Annotated in this window: 21 protein-coding genes and 1 pseudogene; 16 read left to right on the forward strand and 6 right to left on the reverse strand. The window is 69.3% G+C overall.

The genetic code is table 11. The features are described 5' to 3' along the window. The first annotated feature begins 38 nt into the window (after nucleotides 1-38). The 6 genes and pseudogenes from AC37TH_RS09960 (at nucleotide 39) to AC37TH_RS09985 (ending at nucleotide 4894) form a co-directional block, all read left to right on the forward strand. Entirely contained in the window at nucleotides 39-728 is a 690-nt protein-coding gene (locus AC37TH_RS09960) for an iron-dependent transcriptional repressor DtxR (RefSeq protein ID WP_490764198.1), read from the forward strand. Nucleotides 729-1024: 296 nt separating this feature from the next. Further along, the gene (locus AC37TH_RS09965) at nucleotides 1025-1855 is read left to right on the forward strand and encodes a C40 family peptidase (RefSeq protein WP_490764199.1); all 831 of its coding nucleotides are present in this window, start codon (nucleotides 1025-1027) and stop codon (nucleotides 1853-1855) included. 469 nt (nucleotides 1856-2324) lie between these two features. Then, on the forward strand, nucleotides 2325-2822 hold the full coding sequence (locus tag AC37TH_RS09970; protein ID WP_490764200.1) for an HNH endonuclease: 498 nt from the start codon (nucleotides 2325-2327) through the stop codon (nucleotides 2820-2822). A gap of 202 nt (nucleotides 2823-3024) precedes the next feature. Continuing rightward, nucleotides 3025-3312, forward strand: a pseudogene (locus AC37TH_RS09975) (DUF4190 domain-containing protein); the annotation flags it as partial. Between the two features lie 154 nt (nucleotides 3313-3466). After that, nucleotides 3467-3751 carry a hypothetical protein gene (locus tag AC37TH_RS09980; protein WP_490765119.1) on the forward strand — a complete coding sequence of 95 codons (285 nt, stop codon included), beginning with the start codon at nucleotides 3467-3469 and terminating at the stop codon, nucleotides 3749-3751. 39 nt (nucleotides 3752-3790) lie between these two features. Continuing rightward, the gene (locus tag AC37TH_RS09985; RefSeq protein WP_490764201.1) at nucleotides 3791-4894 is read left to right on the forward strand and encodes an ABC transporter ATP-binding protein; all 1104 of its coding nucleotides are present in this window, start codon (nucleotides 3791-3793) and stop codon (nucleotides 4892-4894) included. Nucleotides 4895-4951: 57 nt separating this feature from the next. Here the strand turns inward: AC37TH_RS09985 and AC37TH_RS09990 are convergent, their stop codons facing one another. Continuing rightward, the gene (locus tag AC37TH_RS09990) at nucleotides 4952-6589 is read right to left on the reverse strand and encodes an amidohydrolase (RefSeq protein ID WP_490764202.1); all 1638 of its coding nucleotides are present in this window, start codon (nucleotides 6587-6589) and stop codon (nucleotides 4952-4954) included. A 133-nt stretch (nucleotides 6590-6722) separates the two neighbouring features. Beyond that, a complete protein-coding gene (locus AC37TH_RS09995) occupies nucleotides 6723-7658 on the reverse strand; it encodes a LysR family transcriptional regulator (protein ID WP_490764203.1) in 936 nt (311 codons plus the stop codon). 148 nt (nucleotides 7659-7806) lie between these two features. Between AC37TH_RS09995 and AC37TH_RS10000 the strand changes: the two genes are divergently transcribed. Continuing rightward, complete coding sequence (locus tag AC37TH_RS10000) at nucleotides 7807-9264, forward strand: purine-cytosine permease family protein (RefSeq protein ID WP_490764204.1); 1458 nt, start codon at nucleotides 7807-7809, stop codon at nucleotides 9262-9264. After that, a complete protein-coding gene (locus tag AC37TH_RS10005; RefSeq protein WP_490764205.1) occupies nucleotides 9261-10808 on the forward strand; it encodes a GMC family oxidoreductase in 1548 nt (515 codons plus the stop codon). Before AC37TH_RS10000 ends, AC37TH_RS10005 begins: the two co-directional genes overlap by 4 nt. A gap of 447 nt (nucleotides 10809-11255) precedes the next feature. Here the strand turns inward: AC37TH_RS10005 and AC37TH_RS10010 are convergent, their stop codons facing one another. Both AC37TH_RS10010 and AC37TH_RS10015 read right to left on the reverse strand, forming a co-directional pair. Next, on the reverse strand, nucleotides 11256-12779 hold the full coding sequence (locus AC37TH_RS10010; protein ID WP_490764206.1) for an APC family permease: 1524 nt from the start codon (nucleotides 12777-12779) through the stop codon (nucleotides 11256-11258). A gap of 43 nt (nucleotides 12780-12822) precedes the next feature. Further along, nucleotides 12823-14286, reverse strand: a complete 1464-nt coding sequence (locus tag AC37TH_RS10015) for an aldehyde dehydrogenase family protein (protein ID WP_490764207.1) — start codon at nucleotides 14284-14286, stop codon at nucleotides 12823-12825. A gap of 248 nt (nucleotides 14287-14534) precedes the next feature. On the opposite strand from AC37TH_RS10015, the gene AC37TH_RS10020 reads away from it, so the two are divergent. From AC37TH_RS10020 to AC37TH_RS10035, 4 genes are read left to right on the forward strand one after another with little or no spacing between them, the layout of a single operon-like run. Next, nucleotides 14535-15815, forward strand: a complete 1281-nt coding sequence (locus AC37TH_RS10020; RefSeq protein WP_490764208.1) for a flavin-containing monooxygenase — start codon at nucleotides 14535-14537, stop codon at nucleotides 15813-15815. After that, a complete protein-coding gene (locus AC37TH_RS10025; RefSeq protein ID WP_490764209.1) occupies nucleotides 15815-16252 on the forward strand; it encodes a RidA family protein in 438 nt (145 codons plus the stop codon). Before AC37TH_RS10020 ends, AC37TH_RS10025 begins: the two co-directional genes overlap by 1 nt. Next, the gene (locus AC37TH_RS10030) at nucleotides 16249-16920 is read left to right on the forward strand and encodes a DUF1028 domain-containing protein (RefSeq protein WP_490764210.1); all 672 of its coding nucleotides are present in this window, start codon (nucleotides 16249-16251) and stop codon (nucleotides 16918-16920) included. The genes AC37TH_RS10025 and AC37TH_RS10030 overlap by 4 nt, the downstream gene beginning before the upstream one ends. A 7-nt stretch (nucleotides 16921-16927) precedes the next feature. Further along, a complete protein-coding gene (locus AC37TH_RS10035; RefSeq protein ID WP_490764211.1) occupies nucleotides 16928-18112 on the forward strand; it encodes a M20 family metallopeptidase in 1185 nt (394 codons plus the stop codon). A gap of 26 nt (nucleotides 18113-18138) precedes the next feature. Here the strand turns inward: AC37TH_RS10035 and AC37TH_RS10040 are convergent, their stop codons facing one another. Beyond that, the gene (locus AC37TH_RS10040) at nucleotides 18139-18777 is read right to left on the reverse strand and encodes a TetR/AcrR family transcriptional regulator (protein ID WP_490764212.1); all 639 of its coding nucleotides are present in this window, start codon (nucleotides 18775-18777) and stop codon (nucleotides 18139-18141) included. A gap of 111 nt (nucleotides 18778-18888) precedes the next feature. On the opposite strand from AC37TH_RS10040, the gene AC37TH_RS10045 reads away from it, so the two are divergent. Then, nucleotides 18889-20889 carry a primary-amine oxidase gene (locus tag AC37TH_RS10045; RefSeq protein WP_490764213.1) on the forward strand — a complete coding sequence of 667 codons (2001 nt, stop codon included), beginning with the start codon at nucleotides 18889-18891 and terminating at the stop codon, nucleotides 20887-20889. Between the two features lie 34 nt (nucleotides 20890-20923). Beyond that, a complete protein-coding gene (locus tag AC37TH_RS10050) occupies nucleotides 20924-21442 on the forward strand; it encodes a hypothetical protein (RefSeq protein WP_490764214.1) in 519 nt (172 codons plus the stop codon). A gap of 6 nt (nucleotides 21443-21448) precedes the next feature. Here the strand turns inward: AC37TH_RS10050 and AC37TH_RS10055 are convergent, their stop codons facing one another. Further along, nucleotides 21449-23137, reverse strand: a complete 1689-nt coding sequence (locus AC37TH_RS10055) for a CocE/NonD family hydrolase (protein WP_490764215.1) — start codon at nucleotides 23135-23137, stop codon at nucleotides 21449-21451. Between the two features lie 84 nt (nucleotides 23138-23221). Between AC37TH_RS10055 and AC37TH_RS10060 the strand changes: the two genes are divergently transcribed. After that, the gene (locus AC37TH_RS10060) at nucleotides 23222-23878 is read left to right on the forward strand and encodes a TetR/AcrR family transcriptional regulator (protein WP_490764216.1); all 657 of its coding nucleotides are present in this window, start codon (nucleotides 23222-23224) and stop codon (nucleotides 23876-23878) included. Between the two features lie 98 nt (nucleotides 23879-23976). Then, nucleotides 23977-24321, forward strand: coding sequence for a LysR family transcriptional regulator (locus AC37TH_RS10065; protein WP_490764217.1), 345 nt, complete (start codon nucleotides 23977-23979; stop codon nucleotides 24319-24321). The last annotated feature ends 40 nt before the right edge of the window (nucleotides 24322-24361 follow it).

The following is a 24361-nucleotide window of genomic DNA, read 5'->3' on the forward strand; positions in this document are numbered from 1 at the left end:
CTACTGGACATACGCGCGCGACACAAGCTGGAGGGTTGATGACCGACCTGATCGATACGACCGAGATGTACCTTCGCACGATCCTGGAGTTGGAAGAAGACAACATCATCCCTCTGCGTGCGCGCATCTCCGAGCGTCTCGGCCACTCCGGCCCGACCGTCTCGCAGACCGTCGGCCGTATGGAGCGGGACGGCCTCGTCGTCGTCTCCGGCGACCGCCACCTCGAACTGACGGAAGACGGACGCCGCAAGGCCGTTCACGTGATGCGCAAGCACCGTCTCGCAGAGCGTCTCCTCAGCGACGTCATCCAGCTCGAATGGGAGTTCGTGCACGAGGAGGCCTGCCGCTGGGAGCACGTGATGAGCGAGCAGGTCGAGCGCAAGCTGCTGACAATGCTCGGCCACCCCACGGAGTCGCCGTACGGCAACCCCATCCCCGGCCTCGACGAACTGGGCGACATCGTGTCGCCGACCACCGAGGGTCTCACCAATCTCGTCGACGTGGTCGTGGGCAACGATTCTGGGGTTTCTGCCAGGATCAAGCGCCTCGGAGAGCCGGCCCAGGTCGATCCCGAACTGCTGCTGCAGCTCAAGCAGGCCGGTGTTTTTCCCGGCTCGACCGGCACATTCACACCTGCCGGGTCTTACGTCGCCGTGCAGATCGACGGCTTCGAGAACGGCCTGGAACTTCCGAACGAGCTGGCAGCACACATCTTCGTCGAAGCCTGATTTTCGTTACCGGTTTGTTAAAAATATCGGAAAAAGGATGTGACAAAGCGGGGGTCGTCCCGTAGTCTCTAACGAGTCCGACGGGCCAGAAGCCGGCCGCAGGACCCGAACCGGGACGCTCCACCCCCCAATCCTGTCTCCTGGTTCGCGAAGCCAAGCTATAAGCATTCGGGACAGGGCAGCTACCTAGTGCTGTGGGAGCGCAGGAGGTTCAAACCTTGGCCCTATTAGGTACACCCGGCTCTGAAGAGAGCCCTTCGAACCCGAATAGCTCGACCCCCGCAACCTCCGACATCGTGTCCCGCCGCTCTGTGCGCGGTGCGCGAGTGGAGAAGCAGGTCGCGCCAGCCGCCGCATCCCGTGCAGGCGGCGCACCAGGCTCGGACGTCGCGTTCCGCAAGCCCGCCGCGAAGAAGTCGAGCAAGAAGGTCAAGGGCGGCGTGATCAACGTCGCCGTCATGACTCTCGCCGCAGGCCTCATCGCCACGATGGCCATCCCGGCCTACGCCTTCAACCCTCAGGGCGCCGACACCGCGCAGTTCAAGAGCAGCGCCGTCGACAGCATGAAGAAGGCGCAGCCGCAGAGCGTCGAGGTGCCTCAGACCGTCGCAGCCGCCGCCGTCTCCCGAGACGCCGCCACCGCGACCAGCGAGCAGGAGCTCTCCGCCGCCAAGGCAGCGAAAGCAGCCGAGGCCGCCCGCCAGCAGGCCGCCGTCTCGTTCGCGAGCTACGCCAGCTACTCCGGCCCGTCCGTCACCGACTTCCTGGCCAACCCGCCATACCCGAGCTTCAGCCTCCCGCAGGTGTTCTCGGTGGCGCAGCAGTACATCGGCACCCCGTACGTCTTCGGCGGCTCCACGCCCGCCGGCTTCGACTGCTCCGGCTACGTGATGTACGTCTACGCCCAGTTCGGCATCTCCCTCCCGCACTCGGTCTCCGGCCAGGCTGCGATGGGCAAGCGCATCTCGATCGCGGACGCCCAGCCGGGCGACCTGGTCATCATGTCCGGCCACGACGGCTTCTACGCCGGCAACGGCAACATCATGGATGCGCCGGACACCGGCCGCAGCATCTCCATCCGCCCCATCTGGACGAGCGACTACTACATCGTTCGATTGGGCATCTGATTTCGGGCATCTGACGGGCTTCCTGAGGCTTCCAGAACCCCAACACGACGTGAACTCCGCGTAACGCGGACCGGGAACGGCGCGCCACGAATATGTGGTGCGCCGTTTCTGCGTTACTCTGATCCCCTGAAACCGTGAATGTCCACGCGTTGGATGTTCGCACCGCGAGAGATCCGGGGAGTGCGATGGCCGAGCCGCGCAGGGTGACTTCCTGGCTAGACCGCGGCCTTCTCTCGCCGGATGACGGTGCTGCTTCTGCCGCCGGCCTCTTCGTGCCGCGCGACCACGACTTCCTCGCCTGTCGCCACCATGTGGTCTCGTGCCGTCGCCCCTTCGTGGCCTGCCGCCACCATGCCCCCGCTTCACTGGGCGCTGTCCGCACGGACAGTGCCCTTTTTCTTTCCCAACGCACTGTTTTCCTCTCCCATCGCACTGCGCATCCCGTCGCAGAATCGCAGGAAGGTCCCCGATGAAGACACTGGTCCTCAACGCCGGCTACGAACCGCTCGCGGTCGTCTCCTTCAAACGCGCCATCGTGCTCGTCATGAACCAGAAGGCCACCGTCCTCTCCATCGACCAGGACCACCCGGTCTGGGGCATCTCGGCCAGCTACGAACGCCCGTCCGTCATCCTCCTCACCCGCTACGTCCGCATCCCGCGCGGCCGCGCCGTCCCTGTGAGCCGCCGCGGAGTGCTCCGACGCGACCTGCACCGCTGCGCATACTGCGGCAAGTCGGCCACCACGATCGACCACGTCCTCCCACGCTCGCGCGGGGGAGCGGACAGCTGGGAGAACCTGGTCGCCTGCTGCCTCCGCTGCAACAACGTGAAAGGCGACAAAACCCCCGCCGAGATGAACTGGTCCCTCAAGTTCACCCCCCACGTGCCCCACGACGCGTCCTGGGTGGTGCGCGGCACCGAGGTGACGCAGCCCGACTGGAGCGACTACCTGGCGCCCGCCGCCTGACGCGCTCGGCGCGCGGGTCCCGGTTTCGCTCTGGATCGCGGCCCCCGGTAGACTCGTGCGGTCAGCCTCTGTAGCTCAATGGAAGAGCTGCTCCGTCCTAAGGAGAAGGTTGGGGGTTCGAGTCCCTCAAGGGCGCACCTTCTTCTCCGATGGTGCGCTGCATGCGCGCGATTCGGTCCGGACGTAGCACAATATGGGGGGTATGACTTCCGAGTTTTCGCCGCCTCCCGGCAGCCCGCCGCCTGCGCCGCCGACGGGTCCGTGGACCGGCGTCGATCCGCGTGAGCAACCGCCCTACCTGCCTTCGCCCTACCCGCCCCAGCCCCCGCCCACGACAAACGTCCTGGCTATCGTCGGGTTCGCAGGCGCCTTCTTCAATAGCCTGGTCGGGATCGTCTGTGGTCACATCGCGCTCGCTCAGATCCGGCGGACCGGGGAGCAGGGACGTGGCCTGGCGCTCGCTGCGGTGATCATCGGTTACGCCCAACTGGCTTTGGTGTTCTTCGCAAGCATGTCCGTCGCTGTCGTCTTCGCCCTCGGTGGGTTCGCGGCCGCTCTAAGCGCCTACGGGACTGGCACTCAGAGCGGCTCATCGGCTGCAGCAGACTGCGCGACGGTGACGCGGGCCGCCGGCGATGTGTCGAGTGTGCTCTTCGAGCATCGAGAACTCGTCATGGCAGAACGCACCCGCGGCCGCGAAAGCCCAGGTGGTCGACGCGTCGAACCGATTCAACGATGCGACGTACAACATCTCCGACCGCGGGCTGAGTGCCGGTGTCAACACCGAGGAGGGGGACCTCACTTTTCTCGGCTCGGCTCTGGTCGACTACGAGGCGGCCGAACCGGGCCAGGGCGACGAGGCGCGCGTCACCGCCGCACTTACGAAGGCGTCCGACGACCTCGACGCGCTCACGTCCTCCTGCAGGTAGCACCGCAAGACCGTCCTGCGCTATCTCGTCGCAAACCGCGTGGTCGTTAGCTCGCCACGAAAAGGCCGCCGACGAAAGAATTATGGATCCCCTCGTCTCCAAGACTTCAACGGAACGCGAGTCCTCGAACCCCTGGACCTGATCGTCGGCGACGGGCAGTTCTGCTGCATGCTCGGCTCCTCCGGGTCGGGCAAGTCCACCCTGTTGCGCATCGTGGCCGGCCTGGAGGAGCCAGACGATGGCGCCATCCGCGTCGGGTCGCGGGACATCACCCGGCTCTCGGTCGAGAAGCGCAACATCGGCTTCGTCTTCCAGAACTACGCACTGTTCCCGCATCTGAGCGTGCTGTCGAACGTGATGTACGGACTGCGCGCCCGCCGCACGCCGCGGGCGGCCGCGAAGAAGAAGGCGGAGGAGATGCTCGGCCTGGTGGGGCTCGGCGACTTCGGCGGACGCTCGCCCGCGCAGCTCTCCGGCGGCCAGCAGCAGCGCGTCGCCCTCGCCCGCGCGCTGGTCACCAGCCCGGACCTGCTCCTGCTGGATGAGCCGCTCAGCGCCCTGGACAAGAAGATCCGCGGCGAGATGCAGCGCGAGCTCAAACGCATCCACCAGGAGACCGGCCTCACCACCATCATGGTCACGCACGACCAGGAGGAGGCGATGGACCTCGGCGACCAGGTGATGATGCTCGACCGCGGTGTCGTCCAGCAGAACGACAGCCCGGAGTCGATGTACCGCGCGCCGGGCAACCGGTTCGTGGCGCAGTTCCTGGGCGGCCAGCTGCTCGGGACGGGCGTGGTGCACGGCTCCGGCCCCTCCGCGACAGTGGCGGTCGGCGGTCTGTCGCTGTCGACAGCGCAGGACGACCTCCGCGACGGCGACCAGGTGGATGTGCTGGTCATGGCGGAGCGCGTGCGCATCGTCCGCGACGACGCAGCGACCGGCTCCGGCGCCGCTGCCGGTGTGCTGAGCGCGATCGACTTCTTCGGTCCTTTCGCCCGCGCGGAGATCACCGCAGGCGACCTCCGGGTGCCCGTCACGATGCTCTCGCAGGAGGCGGACGCGCTGGTCGCCGGTCAGCGGGTGAGCTTCGCGATCTCGCCGGAAGGCCTCCACGCCTTCGCCGGCGAGCGCGCCGCCTGAGCCGAGCCGGAAATCAGGCAGCGGTCTCCCGCGCCTGACGGGGATCCTGGATCTCCGTCAGGCGCGGTAGACCGTGCGCCCGGCGACGATGGTCTCGACGACGCGAGCGGTGTCGATGCCGCGGCCGTCGGAGATGTCGCGGTCGAGGAGGACGAGGTCGGCGGCGAGGCCCGGCTCGAGTCGTCCGGTGGTCGTGTCCAGGCGGCCGATCCAGGCCGCGGTGCCGGTGTATGCGTCGAGTGCGGTGCCCAGGGGGAGCGCTTCTCCGGCCAGCAGCGGCTCGGTCAGCGCGAGCCCTGTCGCGTGCGGGTCTGTGGAGGGCGCCAGCCGGGTGGTGCCCGTGTGCACCGCCCACAGCGGGTCAGGGTCGGAGACCGGCCAGTCGCTGCCAGCGACGATGCGGGCGCCGTTCGCGTGAAGCGACGCGAAGGGGAAGTGCCGCGCGGCGCGGTCGTCTCCCATCATCGGCAGTTTGCGTTCGACGATCTCGGTGTCGGTGCGCGCCCAGAGCAGCTGGGCGTTCACGGTGACGTCGAGCTCCGCGAATCGGGCGAAGTCGGCGGCGTCGACCACGTCGAGGTGCGCGAGCTGATGGCGGCCCCCGGTCTGGCCGTTGGTCGCTCTGGCGTGCGCGATCGCGTCGAGGCTCTCCCGCACGGCCCGGTCGCCGACGGCGTGCAGGTGCACGTCGAAGCCGCGCGCGTCGAGCTCGGCGACGATCGTCGCGAGCTCGACGGGCGGGAGGAACGAGTCGCCGCGCACACCGGGTGCATCGGTGTAGTCGTCGAGCATCGCCGCGGTGTGGTTCTCGATCATGCCGTCCTGCATGATCTTGACGGTGCCGGCCGAAAGACCGCGGACGTGCGCGACCTGCGCGCGCCGCGCCTCGAGGTCGGCGAGCTGTTCGAGGCCGCGGTCGCGGTCCCACCACTGGCACAGGACGACCCGGGCGGTGAGCGCACCCTGCGCCGCCAGGTGTAGGTAGGCGTCGAACGAGTCCGGCCCGAGCTCGTTCTTGCCCACCGCGGCGTCGTGCCAGGTGGTCACCCCCACCGAGTGGAGGCGGCGCTGCGCGGCCAGGATGGCCTGCTCGAGGAAGCCGGGCGCTGGGGCGGGGATGATCGCATCCAGTGATTGCACCGCGGTGTCCAGCAGGACGCCGGTGAGGTCGCCGCGCTCGTCGCGGACGAAGTGGCCGCCGAGCGGGTCGGCGACGCCGGGCGCGATGCCCGCCGCCTGCAGCGCGCGCGTGTTGACCCAGACGCCGTGGCCGTCGTGGCTGGTGAGGATCACCGGCCGGTCGGGCACGACTGCGTCGAGGATGGCGCGGGTCGGGAAGCCGCCGGGGAAGACGTCGCCGTACCAGCCGACACCGACGACGGTGTCGAGCTCCGGATGCGCGGCCGCGTACTCGGCGATGATCCGCAGGTACTCGTCGGCGTCGTGCACGGGCATGAGGTCGATGCCGAGCAGGGAGGCTCCCGCCATGGGTGGGTGCACGTGGGTGTCGTGGAAGCCGGGGAGGAGGGAGGCGCCGCCCGCGTCGCGCACTTCGGTGTCTCCGTCGCGCTGGGCCGCCACCGTGTCGTCGGGCCCGGCGGCGACGATGACGCCGTCGCGGACGAGCACGCCGCCGTCGAGCCAGCGCCCGTCGCCCTGATAGAGCCGGGCGTTCGTGATGTGCAGACTCGTCATCGAAGTCCCTTCGCGTTTCCGACCAGTCTCCGCCGCGCATCCCGGATCACGCAAATAGTTTTACCTGGAGCGCTTCATCATCAGGTCAGATGCGCAACGCGTGCGAAACGCGACCGTCATCTCACCGGGATACTCAGGCCCGCGATGGCTCAGGATTGAGCGTCTGCGCCACCACCTGCGCCGCGATCTCGCTGACCGCCCGCGCCCGCGCCGTCGCCCGCACCGAGCGCATCGCCGCGAGGACGACCGGCAGCGCCGGCACGCTGTCGCCGATCGGGAGCGCGGCCACGCGCTCCCCGTCGTAGCTGAGATCGTGCTTGGGCCGCTGGTTGAGGATCGAGAAGCCGTGGCCGTGCGCGACGAACGCCCGCACCGTCTCGTAGTTGAGCGAGCGGTGCCTTATCTCCGGCTGCAGACCGGCGCCGGCCAGGATGCCGAGGAAGTACTCGCGGCTGTGCGGCAGGTCGAGCAGGATCATCGGCTCGCGCGAGAGCTCGCGCAGGAACACCTGGGGCGACGCGGCCAACGGGTGATCGGCGGGCAGGATGACGTGCGGGGGAGCGTCGGACAGCACGGCCGTGCGGATGTCGTTGCCGAAACCGAAGTCGTAGCCGATCAGCAACTCCACCCGGCCGCTGCGCAGTGCGGCCCGCGCGCCGTCGGTGTCGAGCTCGTCCACCTCGATGTCGAGGTAGGGATGCTCCGACCGCACCCGGCTGACGATCGCCGGGAGGATGAAGGGTGCGAGCGTGACGAAACAGCCGATGCGGATCGTCCCGCGCACCTGGTTGTCGATGCCGCGCGCGGTGTCGAGCGCCTCCTCCAGATTGAGCAGGAGGGCGCGGGCATCGCCGAGGAACTGCTGTCCTGACGGCGTGAGCGTCAGGCCGCGGGAGCGCTGGCGGATGAACAGCTGCGCGCCGACCTGATGCTCCAGCTGTGCGATGGCCGAGGAGACGGCCGACTGGGCGACGAACAACTCTTCTGCGGCGCGGGTCATCGAGAGGTGGGTCGCCGCCTCGATGAAGTAGCGCAGCTGCGCCAGCGTGACATCAGGCTTCTTGCTCATCCGCGACCTCCGGTTACGACGATGTTTCCGCTCTGTTTCCCCCGGCCCTGTATCTGCCCAAGTGATGCAGTGGTTCAGGCAACCTTAGTTGATTGATGCGGGAAAGCAGCAGAAGCTTCTATGCCAAGCGACCAAGAGGAGCACGCCCATGAGCACTGAGGTTCACAGCGACGCCCTCGGCGTCGAGACCCGCACCATCGACTACATCCCCGAGAACGAACGGCACGGCAAGGCCCGCAACCTGTTCACGATCTGGTTCGGCGGCAACATCATGATGCTGTCGATCGCGACCGGACTGCTGGCGACGGCCGTGTACGGCCTCCCGATCTGGGCCGCGATCGTCGCACTCGTCGTCGGCAACCTCGTCGGCGGCGTCGTGATGGCGTTGCACGCGGCGCAGGGCCCGCAGATGGGCGTGCCGCAGATGCTGCAGACGAGAGCCCAGTTCGGTTCATACGGCAGCCTGCTCGTCGTCGTAATCGTGGTCGGAATGTACGTGGCGTTCTTCGCCTCCAACGTGATCCTGGGCGGTCAGGCGCTCGACTCGCTGACCCACCTCGGCGCCTTCTGGTCGACGGTCCTCGTCGGCCTGATCAGCGTCTTCGGCGCGGTCTTCGGCTACCGCCTCCTGCACGTCTTCGGCACGGTCATGAGCGTCGTCGCCGGCCTCACCATCGCGCTGGTGTTCGTTTACATCTTCGCGGCGGGGACCCTTCCGGCCAGCGCACTGAGCTACGGCTCGGTGACGGCGACCGGGATCATGGGCACCATCTCGGTGGCCGCGCTGTGGCAGATCGCGTACGCACCATACGTGTCGGACTACACCAGGTACATGCCCAAGGACACCGGCGTGCGCGCCGCGTTCTGGGCGACCTTCGCCGGCTGCGTGCTCGGCTCGGTCATCCCGATGGTGCTCGGCTCGATCGTGGGCGCCGCCTTCCCGAAAGACGACGTCGCCACGGGGCTGAGCGCGCTCATCCCGGGGATCGCCGGTCTGGCGCTGCTCGTCTTCGGCGTCGGCATCAGCGTCAGCAACGGCATGAACCTCTACTGCGGAAGCCTCGCGATCATCACGATCGGGCAGACCCTGTTCCCGAAGTGGATCCCGCGGGCCGCCTCCCGGGGCGCCATCGCGGTCATCCTCTTCCTGGTCGCACTCGTGCTCGGGTTCGCCTTCTCGAGCAACTTCCTGGTCAACCTGTCGAACCTGATGATCCTGTTGCTGTGCGTGCTGATCCCGTGGACAGCGGTCAACCTGGTCGACTACTACGCGGTCAAGCACGGCAAGTACGACATCGCGTCGCTGTTCCGTCAGGACGGCGGCATCTACGGGCGCATCAACCGCAACGCGGTGCTCTGCTACGTGCTCGGGATCCTCGTGCAGCTGCCGTTCATCAGCACCGCCTTCTACACCGGGCCGATCGCCACCGCCCTCGGTGGCGTCGACATCTCCTGGATCGTCGGCCTGGCTGTGATCTGCCCGCTCTACTACGCGCTCATGAAGTGGGCACCGTCGAAGACGCCCGTGCCGGCCGACCAGGCGCCGGCCGATCCGGCCCCGGCCGTCACCCCCGTGTCCACCATCGGAACAGCAGGAGCAGAATGACCGACGACCACGCACAGCCCGCCGCCGAGTACGACTATGTCGTGGTCGGCGGCGGCACTGCGGGCGGCATCGTCGCCGCGCGCCTCTCCGAGAATCCCGGCGTCACGGTCGCGCTCCTGGAGTGGGGGCCGAGCGACCGCGGCGAGGGCCGCGCCCGCGAGATCCGGCGCTGGGAGGAGATGATCGGAAGCGAGTACGACCTCGACTACGGCAGCGTGCCGCAGGAGCGGGGCAACTCGTCCATCCGCCAGTCCAGGATGCGCATCCTCGGCGGCTGCTCGACGGCCAACACCATGATCGCCTGGCGTCCGCCGGCCTCCGACCTGGACGAGTGGGTGGAGGCCGGAGCCGCCGGCTGGGACCCGGCGAGCTTCCAGCCGTACTTCGACCGGCTGCAGATACCGATCCATCCGGTCGGCGCGGCGGACAGGAATCCCTTCGTCGCCGACGTCGTCGCCGCGGCGGCTACAGCGCTCGATCTGCCGCTGCAAGAGCAGTGGAACGACGGCCGCACCGACACGCTGGCGCGCGGCGCCGGGTTCTTCGAGGTCGGCTACGACCCGCAGACCAACGTGCGCGGGTCGAGCTCGATCCACTACCTCCACGACGTGATGGATGCGCGGGAGTCGCTGGATGTGATCACGGGAGCCCGTGCGGAGCGCGTGGTCGTCGAGGACGGCCGTGCGGTGTCGGTGCGCTACCGCGACTCCGACGGCGCACTGCGCGAGGTGCGCGCCCGCCGCGAGATCGTGCTGGCCTGCGGGGCGATCGACACCCCGCGGTTGCTGCTGCTCTCCGGGATCGGTCCGTCCGCTGTGCTCGCCGCCGCCGGTGTCGAGCAGGTGCACGAGCTCGCCGGTGTGGGGGAGAACCTCCAGGATCACGCGGAGGGCCTCGTGGTCTGGGAGGCCGTCGCTGCGCCCTCCGCTGTCTCGGCCTCCGGCTGGGACGCCGGGGCGATGGTCGGGGTCGACGGCGACCCGACGAGACCGGATGTGCTCATGCACTTCCCTGTCGAGCCGGTCGTCGACCACCCGCGTGCGCGCGGGGTCGTGTTCCCGGAGACGATCGTGGCGATCGCCCCGAACGTCGCGAAGCCGCACAGCCGTGGCCGCGTCACCATCGCCACCGCCGACCCGGACGAACCTCCGGTGATCGACTACCGCTACTTCACGGATGCCTCGGGCCACGACGAGCGCATGCTCGTCGCCGGGGTGCGCCTGGCGCGGCGGATCGCCGAGGAGGAGCCGATGCGGCACCACCTGGTGCGGGAAGTCTTCCCCGGTCCGGACGTGCAGAGCGACGAGGAGCTGTCAGCGGTTCAGCGCGAGATCCACCAGACCGTCTACCACGTGAGCGGCACCTGCCGGATGGGCGCGGCGGACGACGAGCTGGCCGTGGTCGATCCCGCGCTGCGCGTGCGCGGGATCGACGGGCTGCGCATCGCCGACGCGTCGGTGTTCCCGACCCTGACCTCGGTGAACCCGGTCATCACGGTGATGATGGTGGCGGAGCGGGCGGCGGACCTGGTGACGGAGCGCTGACACCCGAAAGACCCCACAAGTCGAACCCTCAGCGCACGGCGATCCGCTGTCAGAGGAAATTAGACTCACGCCATGACCGTCACAGTTGGACGCACGGCTGACGAGAAGTGCATTGTTGCGCTCGCTTTGACCTGGGAGCCGTAGGTGACACCGTTCGTAGGTCTGGTCGTTGTCCCGGTCCTTCTCATCGGGGCGGTTGTCTTCTTTGTTTGGGCCAAGAGGAGGGAACGGCGCACGAGAGGCGCGACGCCAGCACGTACCGTTCCTCGCGCGTCGGTTCTCATCCTCATCGCCGCAATTGTCGTTCTCTGGATCGGAGCGAGCGTAATAGTAGCGGCGATTCACTCGTGACTCGTCGGTGCCGCGTCCAACTCAAGTCGGCGTCCGATCGCCTGCTCTCACGTGCTACCGCCATCAGGGTGGGGGCACTGCACCTGACGCGACCCCTCAGTCCCTGACCGGCTCCAGCAGCGCCTCCGGCTGCGGCTCGACACGGCGGTCGCGCGCCCGCTGCCAGTAGTAGCCGACCAGCGCCATGACCGTGATGACGATCAGGGTGCCGACGGTGAAGCCCTCGAAGGTCGGCCGGTCGACGCCCCAGGTGTCGACGAAGTCGTACTTCAGGCCGAACACCGATTCCAGGGTGCCGGGGAAGACCGCGACCCACGAGCCGAGAGCGACCCAGGCGTAGATGATCACCACGGCGATCCACAGCCCGGCCCGGCCGCCGGGGACGCGGAACGGGCGCTCGACGTCCGGGTATTTGCGGCGCAGGCGCACGATCGACGGGAAGATCACCAGGTAGGACAGCAGCAGAGTCGAGATCGCGACGGTGAGCACGACCGTGAACACGGCCGCCGTGCTGCCCTTCAGCAGCAGGGTGGCCGCGACGCAGAACACGGTGGCGACGATGCCGGAGAGGAGGTTCATCCGCACCGGGGTGCCGAACCGCTTGGAGAAGGCGCCGAAGTAACGGAAGAACGCACCGTCGGCGCCGGCCGCGGCCTGCACGCGGTCGGAGGCGATCATCCACGCACTGGCCTGGGTCAGCACGACGAACACGAAGAGCAGACCCGCGACGAACATCACCGGGCCCGAGGCCAGCCCGTAGACGGAGAAGACCTCCTTGAACGCCTCCAGGAAACCGCTCGCGCCCTGCACCTTGCTGGCGGGCAGCACCGCCAGGATGGCGAAGATCGGCACGAGGTAGCAGAGGATCGAGATGATGCCGGAGGTGGCGATGGCCCGAGGAACGTCGCGCTGCGGGTCGCGCATCTCCTCGGCGGCGCCGTTGGGCGCCTCGAAGCCGACGACCGCGAACAGGATGACAGGGGTGACAGCGAGGAACCCGCCGAGGGTGGGGGAGAAGTCGCCGGCCGCGTAGCCGTGGATTCCGTTCTGGACGGCGTAGACGACAACCGTGACGACGAAGACCACCAGCAGGGCGACCTTCACGATCGCCCCGGCGGCCACGATGTGCTTGCCGTACTTCAGGCCGATGATCGCGGTGCCGATGGCCAGCCAGATGAAGATCAGCTTGAACGCGATGTCGCCGGCACTGCCCTCCGGCAGCGGTGCGATGTATGCACTCCAGGTGGCCGCGGAGATGAACACCAGCGATCCGCCCATCCAGAGCGGGTTGGTGATCCAGTAGAACAGGGTCGCGATCGCGGCCGTCAGCTTGCCGAACGCGAGCCGCACCCAGACGAAGGGGCCGCCCTCGTCGTGGAAGGTGCTGCCGAGCTCGGCGATGACGAGCGCATACGGGAACAGGAACGTGATGCCGATGATCACGGTCCAGGTGAACGCCTCAGCGCCTCCCCCCGCGGCGATCTGCGCGACGGTGTCGATGGCGATGATCGCGCTGATCGACAGGAACACGATGTCGAGACGGCCGAGTGTCTTATGGAAGTGCTGGGATCGGATGTTCGAGGTCTCGAGCATCGCGTCGTTCCTGGCTGGTGAACTCATCGGTGGGACTCCTTCGTCCTTCATTCTCGGGGGTTGCGGCGCCCTAGGCGTGCTGGAACCACGTGGTCTTGAGTCCGACGTAGTTGTCGATGGCGTGGCGGGAGAGGTCGCGGCCGAAGCCCGACTGCTTGAACCCGCCGAACGGGGTGGTGGAGCCGAGTGCATCCACGGTGTTCACGGAGACCGTGCCGGCGACCAGTCGCCCGGACACCCGGTGCGCGCGCGACAGGCTGGAGGTCCAGACCGAGGCGGCGAGACCGAAGTCGGTGGCGTTCGCGGCGCGCACGGCGTCGTCCTCGTGGTCGAACGCTTGCACGACGACGAGCGGCCCGAAGATCTCGTCGCGGTGCAGCGGGTGCGACAGCGGAAGGCCGGTGACGATCGCCGGGTCGATGAACGCGGACGATCCGTCGCGCTGGAGGCGCTCGCCGCCGATCAGCTCGCCATCGCGCGCTGCGGCGGCGATCGCTTCGGCGACGCTGTCGGCGTGAGACTCGGAGACGAGCGCGCCGTTGCCGCTGGCCGGGTCGAGCGGGTCCCCGGAGCGGTACGCCTGCGCCGCCGTGGTGAGGAGGCCGACGAACTCGTCGTAGACCGGGCGCTCGACGAAGATGCGGGAGTTGGCCGAGCAGACCTCGCCCTGGTTGTAGAACGCGCCGAACGCGGCCTGCTCCGCCGCCAGCGCCAGGTCTTCCGCGTCGGCGAAGATCAGGTTGGAGCTCTTGCCGCCCGCCTCCAGGCTGAGCCGCTTCAGGTTCGACTCCCCGGCGTAGGTCATCAGCTTCTTGGCGACAGCGGTCGATCCGGTGAAGGTGAGCGCGTCGACGTCTGGGTGCAGGCCGAGCGCGCGGCCGATGACGGAGCCCGGCCCTGGGACGACGTTGAGCACGCCGGCAGGGAGGCCGGCCTCCAGGGCGAGCTCGCCGAGCCGGAGGGCGGTGAGGCTCGTGGTCTCCGCGGGTTTGAGTACGACGCTGTTGCCGGCAACCAGGGCGGGCGCGAGCTTCCAGGCGGCGATGTCGAGGGGGTAGTTCCACGGCACGATCGCGGCGACGACGCCGAGGGCGACCCTGCTGACGATCGCCGTGGAGCCCGGGGGAGTGGCTGGGACCTCGTCGGTCAGCTTGTCGGCCAGCTCGCCGTACCAGCGGAACGTCGCTGCGGTTCCCGGCACGTCGACGGTGCGGGTCTGCGAGAGCGGCTTGCCCATGTCGAGCGATTCGAGCAGTGCGAGCTCGTCGGCGTCGCGCTCGATGAGGTCGGCGAGTCGCCGCAGGACGGCACCGCGCTCGGCGGCGCCGAGGCCGCTCCACGACCCGTTCTCGAAAGCGGAGCGCGCCGATGCGACGGCCCGGTCGATGTCGGCGCTGCCGCCCTGGGCGACCTCAGCGATGGCGGAGCCGGTCGCCGGGTTGATCGTGACGAAGGTGCCGCCGGAGGCCGCGTGGACCCTGTCGCCGTCGATGAGCGCCCGGCCGTCGACGCGGATGGTTGTTTCGATCGTCATGCCGGAAGAGTACGCATGAGCGGCACATCGAAACGAGCGTTGAAAACTGCTGAAGTGCATCTGCTGAAGCGATGCCGCGCGGACTCTTGGGTCGAGGGGGCGACTTGAAAATGGAAAATTCACGCGCGCGACCCGGCGTGGGAGGCATCACTTCCGTTGATCCAATTCGGCGATTCTCATTGTTTTACAGATCCGGGCGCGCCTGCTGACAATGGCTGGACCGCTCACCGATCAGCGAAGGAGATCACATGTCGAGCCAGGAAATCGAGGTCGTCGTCGTCGGCGGGGGCCAGGCCGGTGTGGCGATGAGCGATCATCTGACCGACCGTGGCATCCCGCATCTCGTCCTCGAGAAGGGCCGCATCGCCGAGCGCTGGCGCTCCGGGCGCTGGGACTCGCTCGTCGCCAACGGTCCTGCCTGGCACGACCGCTTCCCCAAGTTGGAGTTCGAGACGGTCGGAGCAGACGACTTCGCGCCGAAGGACGACGTCGCCGACTACTTCGTCGCATACACGAAGCTCATCGACGCGCCCATCCGCACCGGCGTGGAGGTCACCCGCGTCATCCGGAACTCCGACCGGCCAGGGTTCACGGTCGATACCTCCGACGGCGTTCTCCAGGCGCGCTACGTTGTCGCGGCCACCGGGCCGTTCCAGGTCCCCGTCATCCCCGCGGTCATCCCGGACGGCTCCGGGCTCAGCCAGCTGCACTCCAGCGACTACCGCAACCCGGCGCAGCTCCCGGCGGGCGGCGTGCTCGTCGTGGGCGCAGGATCGTCCGGCGTGCAGATCGCCGACGAGCTGCGCCGGTCGGGCCGCGAGGTCTTCCTCTCCGTCGGACCGCACGACCGGCCGCCGCGCCGCTATCGCGGCCGTGACTTCGTCTGGTGGCTCGGCGTGCTCGGCAAGTGGGACCTGTCGGCGCCTCCCCAGGGTGCGGAGCACGTCACCATCGCCGTGAGCGGTGCGGACGGCGGGCACACGGTCGACTTCCGCGAGCTCGCCGCGGGCGGGATCACCCTGGTCGGCCGCACCATCGCATACAGCGACGGGCGGATGCGGTTCGCGCCAGACCTCGCCGGCAACGTCGCTGCGGGAGACGGCAACCTGTTCGCCCTCCTCGACGAAGCGGACGCCTACGTCGCCCGCAACGGACTCGACCTGCCCGAGGAACCGGAGGCGCGCCTGGTCGGCGCCGATCCGGCGAGCCTGACCGACCCGATCCTCGAACTCGACCTGCGGGCAGCAGGGATCACCACGATCCTGTGGGCGACCGGCTTCCGCACCGACTACAGCTGGCTGCAGGTGGATGCGTTCGACGAGAACGGCAGACCGGCGCACCAGCGCGGCGTCTCGACCGAGCCGGGCGTCTACTTCCTCGGCCTGCCGTGGCAGTCGCGCCGCGGCTCCAGTTTCATCTGGGGCGTCTGGCACGACGCCGGCCACATCGCCGACCAGATCCAGATCCAGCGGGGCTACCTCGCGTATGACACGCAGGCCGCACTCGCGGCGGAAGGAGCGGTTCTCTGATGCCGACGCACACCAGGATCCGGCCGTTCAACACCAAGGAGACCTACCCGGAGCAGAACCTCGACAACGATCTCTGCCAGGCGGTCGTCGCGAACGGGGTCGTGTACCTGCGCGGCCAGATCGGCCAGGACCTGGAGACACGGGAGTCCGTCGGCATCGGCGACGTGGAGGCGCAGGCCGAGAAGGCGATGGCGAACATCGCCATGCTGCTGGAGGAGGCCGGTTCGGGTGTCGAGGACATCGTCAAAGTCGTGATCTACCTGATCGACCCGCGGTACCGCGAGACGGTCTACCGTGTGGTCGGCCGCTGGCTGAAGGGCGTCTTCCCCGTCTCCACCGGCATCGTCGTTTCGGCGCTCGCCCGGCCGGAGTGGCTGGTCGAGATCGACGCGACGGCGGTCATCAGCTCGGGTGCTGCAAGGGAGGGCTCGCGATGACGTTCTCCATCCTCGCCGTGGACGACAGCGGCGCTATCGGCTCTGCGATCTGCTCGTCCTCGCCGGCCGTCGCCGCGCGCTGCGTCAACCTCGCGGACGGCGTCGGCGGGGCGCACTCGCAGAACATCACCGATCCCCGGCTCGGTCCGCAGCTCATCGCCGGGCTGCGCGACGGCCGGCCGGTGGAGGAGGTGCTGGCGTGGGTCGTGGACTCCACGCCGGACATCGACTTCCGGCAGCTGCTGGTGATCGACCGCGCCGGCCGCTCCGCCATCCATTCGGGGTCGCACGTGCTCGGCGCGCACGGCCAGGCGCAGTCGGCGCACGCGGTCGCGGCGGGCAACATGCTCGCGACGGCCGACCTCCCGCAGCTGATGGTGGACGCGTTCGAGGCGGCCGAGGGCGACCTGGAGGTGCGGCTGCTGTCCGCGCTGAAGGCCGCGGTCGCCGCGGGCGGCGAGGAAGGGCCGGTCCGCTCGGCGGGCGTGGCCGTGGTGCGCGACGCCGGCTGGCGGGTCACCGACCTGCGCGTCGACTGGGCCGACCATCCCGTCGAGCTGCTGGACGAGATCCTGGTCGAGACTTGGCTGCCGCAGCGCGACGCGTACGTCACGCGCGGGCTGATGCCGGCCGGAGCGCCGAGCTACGGTGTGCCGGGCGATGAGTGACGCGGGGATGAGCGACACCGCGAGGAGTGACCCGGTGACCGGCACAGTCGCCGCCGACGACCTCGCTGCGCTGAAGCGGCGCGTGCGCGACCAGGTCGACGCCGAGCTGCCCCGGCTGGTCGGCCTCTCCGAGTCGCTGCACGCCGACCCGGAGACCGCGTGGAACGAGCGCCGCGCCAGCGCCAGGCTCTGCGACGAACTCGCGTCGCGCGGTTTCGCGGTGACGCCCGCCTACCTCGGGTTGGAGACGGCGTTCCTCGCGACGGCGGGCACCGGCCGGGTGCGCATCGGCGTCTGCGCCGAGTACGACGCACTCCCGGGGCTGGGCCACGCCTGCGGTCACAACCTCATCGCCGCGATCGCCGTCGGCGTCGCCGTCGCGCTCGCGCCGCTCGCGGACCAGCTCGGCATCACCGTCGAGGTGTACGGCACCCCGGCGGAGGAGGGCGGCGGCGGCAAGATCGAGCTGCTCGACCGCGGAGCTTTCGCCGGTCTCGACCTGGCCGTCATGGCGCATCCTGGGCCGGTCGATGTCGCAGAGGCGAGGCCGTTCGCCGTGGCGCACTCCCACGTGCAGTACGACGGCAAGGCGGCCCACGCGGGCGCGTATCCGGAGCAGGGTGTTAACGCCAACGACGCATTCGTCGTCGCGCAGGTCGCCATCGGCCTCCTGCGCCAGCAGTTGCCGCACTCGGCGCGGGTCCACGGCATCCAGACCGTCGGCGGCCAGGCGCCCAACGCCATCCCGAGCCGGACGGAGGGCCGCTGGTACGTGCGCGCCGAGACCCTGGACGAGCTGGATCAGATCGAGCAGAGGGTGAACCGCTGCTTCGAGGCGGGCGCGCTCGCCTCCGGGACAACGCTCACGATCACGCCGGAGAGCAAGCCGTACTCCGAGTTCCGCACCGACGAGCGGGCGCTCGACCACTATCGTGCGAACGCGGCGGCGCTGGGCAGGGTGTTCGACACCTCCGGCACCGGGGCGATGAACCGCGCGTCGACCGACATGGGCAACGTGTCGCAGCTCGTCCCGGCCATCCACCCGTATGTCGGCATCGGCAGCCTTCCCGCGACCAACCACCAGCCCGAGTTCGCCGCGGCGTGCGTCGGGCCGGTGGCGGAGAAGGCGCTCCGGGATGCCGCGGTGGCGCTCGCGCAGACGGTGGTGGACGTCGTCCGGGACGTTTCGTGAGCGCGGTGGGCTGAGAGGCCGGGGAGTCAGCGGGTCCAGCTGCGGAGCGTTGTCGCGGCAGCGGAGGGGGAGGCGGACTCTGCGAGCCAGGGCGCGACCGCTGTCGCGAACGATCGGCGGGCCTGCCGGGGGTCGTCTTCGATGGACTCGGCCGCCCAGATGACCTGCTCGCCGGCGTAGACGGAGTCGAGCAGGCGCACCAGCGGTTCGAGCGGGGTCGCTGCGACGAGGTCGGCGTCGGCGACCGCTTCGGCCAGGGCGACGCGGGTGCGGTCGGTGAACTCGCGCGGCCGGCCGTACGCGGAACGTGCGTCGGCGTCCGGGAGCACCTGACCCCAGAAGGCGACGACGACGCGCGCCTCCTCGCGGGTGACCTCGGTGATCGGGAGGATCTCCTCAGCGATCGCGAGCAGTGCGGCGAGTCCGCGCAGCTCGCCCGACCGCTCCTGGATGCGCGCCAGCGTGCGCTCGACCCCTCGCCTGGCGGCGGCCTCCGCGATCTGCTCGACGGAGTCGAAGTAGTGCCAGAGGGTGCCGGGCACGACGCCGAGCTCGGCCGCGACCGACCGCCCGTGCGTGCCCGCGACACCCGAGCGCGCAAGCACCCGCAGGTAGGCCTCCACGATGTCGCGGCGGCGCTGGTCGTGGTCGACGATCTTCGGCACGCTCCCCATCTTGCCCGACGAATTCGGTTTCGCTCTTCCCGGAGCATGATTTTGACGCTAGAGTCAATAACAATTCGGGAGCACCGACGAAGGAGTTGAGGAATGTCCCAAATGACCGCCAGCACGGTGACTGCGAGCACGGTGACTGCGAGCACGACGACCGCCACCACGACCATCCACCCGCTCGCCGCGCTCACGGGCGCCGAGATCGACCGGGCGCGCGAGGTCCTCACCGCCGCCGGGCTGGTCACCGAGCACACGCGCTTCACCTACGTGCTGCTGCACGAGCCGCACAAGCGCGACGTGCTCGACCCCGAGCGCGCGGCGCAGCTGCACCGCGAGGTGGAGACGCTGCTGCTCGACGTCGCGACCGGCGCGGTCACGCAGGTGGTCGTGGATGTGACCGGCGGCGTCGTCGTCAGCACGCGGGAGCTAGACCCCGTGACCGAGGGAACCGCCCCCGTCCTCGACGAGGAGTTCGCGCTCGTCGACGAGATCGTCAAGGCCGATGCAGGCTGGGTCTCCGCGCTCGCCGAGCGCGGCATCCACGACGTGACGAAGGTGCGCACCTGTCCGCTCACCGCCGGGCATTTCGACTACGACGACGAGGAGGGCCGCCGGATGTTCCGCGTGCTCGCCTTCTATCAGGCCGACGAGGCCGACCTCCCGTGGGCGCACCCGATCGACGGCGTCGTCGCGCACGTCGACACGCTCTCGTGCTCGGTGATCCGGTTGGTCGAGACCCCGGTCGACACCGTGCCGATGGAGTCCGGCGACTACCTCGACCCGGAGGTCACCGGCCCACTGCGCACCTCTCTGAAGCCCATCTCGATCACCCAGCCGGAGGGCGTCAGCTTCCGCTACGACGACGGCGTGCTGAGCTGGGAGAACTGGGACCTCCGCGTCGGCTTCAACGGCCGTGAGGGCCTGACGCTGCACGACGTCGCCTTCACCTACCAGCAGGAGCGGCGGCCGATCCTGTACCGGGCCTCCATCTCGGAGATGGTCGTCAACTACGCGGACCCGACGCCGATCCACGGCTGGCAGAACTACTACGACGCCGGTGAATACCAGTTCGGCCGGCTCGCGAACTCCCTCGAACTGGGCTGCGATTGCCTCGGCGAGATCTTCTACCTCGACGCGGTCGTGGCCGACGACTTCGGCCGCCCGCGCACGATCGGGAACGCGATCTGCATCCACGAGGAGGACTACGGGATCCTCTGGAAGCACACCGACGAGTTCACCCACACCTCGGAGGCGCGCCGCCAGCGCCGTCTGGTCATCTCGTTCTTCACGACGGTCGGCAACTACGACTACGGGTTCTACTTCTACTTCTACCTGGACGGGACGTTCGAGGTGGAGGCCAAGGCCACCGGCATCGTCTTCACCGGCGCCCACGACGGCGGGGACGACCCGTACTCCACCCCGCTCGCGCCGGGACTCGGCGCACCCGTGCACCAGCACATGTTCTGCGCACGCCTCGACATGACCGTCGACGGCGTCGACAACGCGGTCGACGAGATCGACGTGACCCGCATTCCCGTTTCGGAGTCGAACCCCTGGGGAAGCGCCATCGGCCGCACGATCACCAGGCTCGGGACCGAATCCGGCGCGGTGCGCGACGCCGACGGCCGCGTCGGGCGCGTCTGGAGCATCAGCAGCACCTCCCGCACCAACCGGGTCGGGCGTCCCACCAGCTACGTGCTGCACCCCGAGTCGGGCCCGGCCCTGTTCAGCGCGGACGAGGCGCACCAGCGCAAACGCGCCGGCTTCGCCGCCCACCACCTGTGGGTGACGCAGTACGAGCCGTCGGAGCTATGGGCAGCCGGCTACGCGGTCAACCTGCACCCGGGCGGCGCCGGGCTCCCCGCGTACATTGCACAGGACCGGCCGATCGACGGCGAAGACATCGTGGTGTGGCACACCTTCGGGCTGACGCACTTCCCCCGGCTGGAGGACTGGCCGATCATGCCGGTCGACTACGCGGGCTTCTCGCTGAAGCCGTACGGCTTCTTCGACAGGAACCCCACCCTGGACGTTCCGCGGTCGGCATCGGCGTGCCACGCATCCACTGCTGCGTCGTGCGGCGCCGACTGCCGGTGCGGCAGCTGAGCGGCCCCGCGCGCTGAGGGCGAGGAGCAGGGGGATGGCGTTCGATATCGGCGCGCTCGGCGCCTCCACACTGTCGGCGTGCTGCCTGCTCGGCTCGGCGCGCCCGTGGCGGGTGTGGACGGCGGCGGCACTGATGGTGCTCGCGATGCTCGGCTGCGTGCTGGCGTCGGCCGCGCCGGGACTCGGCCTGATCTCCATCGTGCTGTCGCTCGCGTCGGCGGGGTTCTCGCTGCACCGGCGGGAGGGACGCGTCTCGCCGATGAGTCTCCACCGTGCCCTCGGCGGCGTGACGATGGCGGCGCTGGTCGCTCACTCGCTGAGCATGGGGACGCCGCAGGCGGAGGCCGCGCACGCCCACCACGGCGTCTCGTTGATGGCGATCGTGGTGGCGTTCGTCGCCGGATACCTCGCATACAGCGCCTGGCTGCTCGTCGCGATGCTGCGCAGCGACACCGGGGCCCCTGGCCAGCGCGGTGGCCGTCGTCGCAGGGTGCTCGCGATCGGCGAGGTCGCGGCCATGATCGCCGGCGTGCTCCTGATGTCGCTGATGTAGCGGCGATCACACCTCCGGAACGGCCGGGATCTCCAACGTCGCCGGCCGCTGGAGCGTCCAGCTGATCGTGGCCCTGCCCGACCGGCTGGGCACGTAGTGCGTCGGGAAGTGGCCGAACAGCGGGTTGCGCGGCTGCGGGTAGCGGCCGGCGACGAGAAGCCGCAGACTCTCGCCCGCGTGGAAGACGGTCGCCGACGAGCTGAGCGGGATGACCACGTCCATCGCCTCGCCGTCTGGCACCGGCTGCACGCTGTGGAAGGTGTGCTCCGGCTGGTGGGGCGTGCTCCGCTCCTGGTCCAGTTCGCGGAGGGCGAGGCGCAGCCTGCCCTGGGCGACGTGGTCGCGCCCGTAGCCGTACGAGCCCTCGAACGGGACGGGTGCGCCGTTGGACCGCTTCTCCACGCCGACGAAGAGCCGCGGGTCGTCGGCTCCGGTGGCGGCCACGGCGATGCGGAGGGTCATCGGCCCGCTGAGCTCGGTGTCCTGCGCGAAGCGGTACTCGAACGCCGCCGCCTCCCGCCGGAGGTCGAAGGTGACGGCGCCCGGGGGCGGTGCGGACTCGCTGAGTGCGCCATCCTGGGCCAGGTGCAGCAGCCGCCAGTCGGTGCGGGCGAGCGGCCACTCCTGCTCTTCGCGCACCTCCACCACGTGGTCGCGCCTGTCCCGGACCTCCAGCCGCAGCCGGGGGAGCGGAGGAACGTCCCGCTCGCGCAGGTGCCGGTCGAAGAACGCGAGCTGGCTGCGGCGGGCCTCCTCGCCGTAGAAGGTGGACCACTTCGGACCGCGGTGCGCGTACGCGTGCCTCTCGGCCGACCCGGCCTGCTGGAACGCGCGCATCGACCCGACGCTGTGCAGGTTGGCGTCGGAGAAGCTCGTGCACTCCAGGAGCGGGACGCGGATGCGATACAGGTCGGGCGTGATCGCGTCCCACCACTCGTCCAGCAGTGGATGCGCGCGGCGCTCGGCCGCGAGGTCGCCGCTCAGGCGTGCGACCCGGCCGCTGAGGAACAGCCAGACGCGGGCGAAGCCGTTCTCGACGACGCCTCCCGGGGTGAAGAAGTCGCGGTACGCGTCCGTGAAGCCCTCCCATGGGCAGATCGCCTTCAGCGCGGGAGGGTTGAGGGCCGCGACCTTGTATTGCGAGAGCGCGAGGTAGGAGACGCCGAGCATCCCGATGCGGCCGGTCGACCAGCCCTGGTCGGCGATCCAGGCGATGACCTGGGCGATGTCGTCCGCCTCCTGATCGGAGAAGAGGGCGCCACGTCCTTCGGAGTCGCCGCCGCCACGGGTGTCGAGGTTGATCACGGCGTAGCCCTGCTGGGCCCACCAGACCGGGTCGGGCGCCTCCCAGCTGGTCTGGTCGGAGATCCGGAACGGCTCGGGCTGGTTCATGATCCGGAACTGCGGGTTGAGGGACCACCGGCCGCGGCGCTTCCGGGTCGGGACCGCGTCTTTGCCATACGGGTGCGCCGACAGGATCACCGGGAGCGGGCCGTACTCGCCGGCAGGGCGGAACAGGTTGAAGCGCAGGATGGTGCCGTCCCTCAGCCGCACCGGCACGTCCGTCTGCTTGCTGACGCTCGACGGCATCGGGTACACGGTGACCGGGGGGTGGAAAGCTGCCGCCCGGCGGTGGCGCGCATACGCGGCGCGGCCGGGGCGTTTCCACGGTCTGTCGATGGAGCTGTCCTTCACGGTCCTCGCGCCTTCGTTCATGTTTTAGAGTGATGTTCCAATGAATGTGAGCGTCACTCTAGAGCATGGGGTACGCTGCTGTCCATGACCGCAGACGAAACCGCCGCTCCCGAACGCCGGAGCCGCCAGAAGCGGGTCGGCGACGCCCTGCGCCGCGACACCCGCGACCGTCTCCTCGAAGCGGCCGAAACCGAGTTCACGGCCAACGGCTACGCCGCGACCACCGTCACCCGCCTCGCCGCCGCAGCGGGGGTCTCCGTGCAGACCCTCTACCTGGCGTGGGGGAGCAAGCGCGAACTGCTCCGCGGCTACATGGAGCACGCCCTCGCCGGAGACGCGGCGTCGCCCGAAGACGTCGCCCACCGTTTCGCGGGCCTGACGCCCGCCGCGCGGATGGCGGAGCTGGCGGACGTCGTCGCCGAGATCGCCTCGCGCGCGGCGACAGGCTGGATGCTGTACCGCGACGCCGCCGCGATCGACCAGGAGATCGCCGCCGACTGGGACGACCTCCAGACTCTGCGCCACCGGCTGTTCACACGCGTCCTGAGCGAGGTCCCGGAGGCGGCGCTCGCCGACGGGCTGACGCGGGAGGCGGCGGTGGATACGGCGTGGGCCATCGCGAGCCCGGAGGCGTACGACCTGCTGGTGCGGCGGCTGGGGTACTCGCTCGACGGGTTCCGGGAGTGGATGCGGGGGACGCTCGCGCGGGCGGTGCTCCGGCGCGAGGACGCGCCCGGGTGAACAGGGCGCGGTAAGCTGAGGCTTTTGCGGGGCTCGTTCAGTGCAGGAGGCGCGGTCGGGGCTCGCAGTGCCGGGCTCATGATCGAGGAAGGGCGTCCGTGAACATCACCCTGCTCGTGCGGTTCGTCGCCGTGGCCGAAGAACTGCATTTTCCGCGTGCAGCACAGGCACTCGGCATCCCTCTCGCCTCGCTCTACTCGTCGATTGCGAAACTCGAAGACGAAGTGGGATCTCCGCTCTTCGTCCGGAACAGCGCGAGAACCCAGCTGACCGAGGCGGGAGTGCTCTTCCTGGAAACGGCGCGGGACGAGATCGCCGCCGCGCCGCCCGTCGCGAAACCCGTCAATTCAGGCGGCGGCAAGGCCAAAGCCTCGAAGGGCAAGGGCCGCGCTCCAGCGGTGAAAGGGCAGCCCAAGCCGTTCAAGAAACGCCAGGGCCGCTGAGCCGAGGACGGGATTGCGCCATCAACGGGCGCTGTTCCAG

The organism is Leifsonia sp. McL0627, assembly GCF_058244615.1.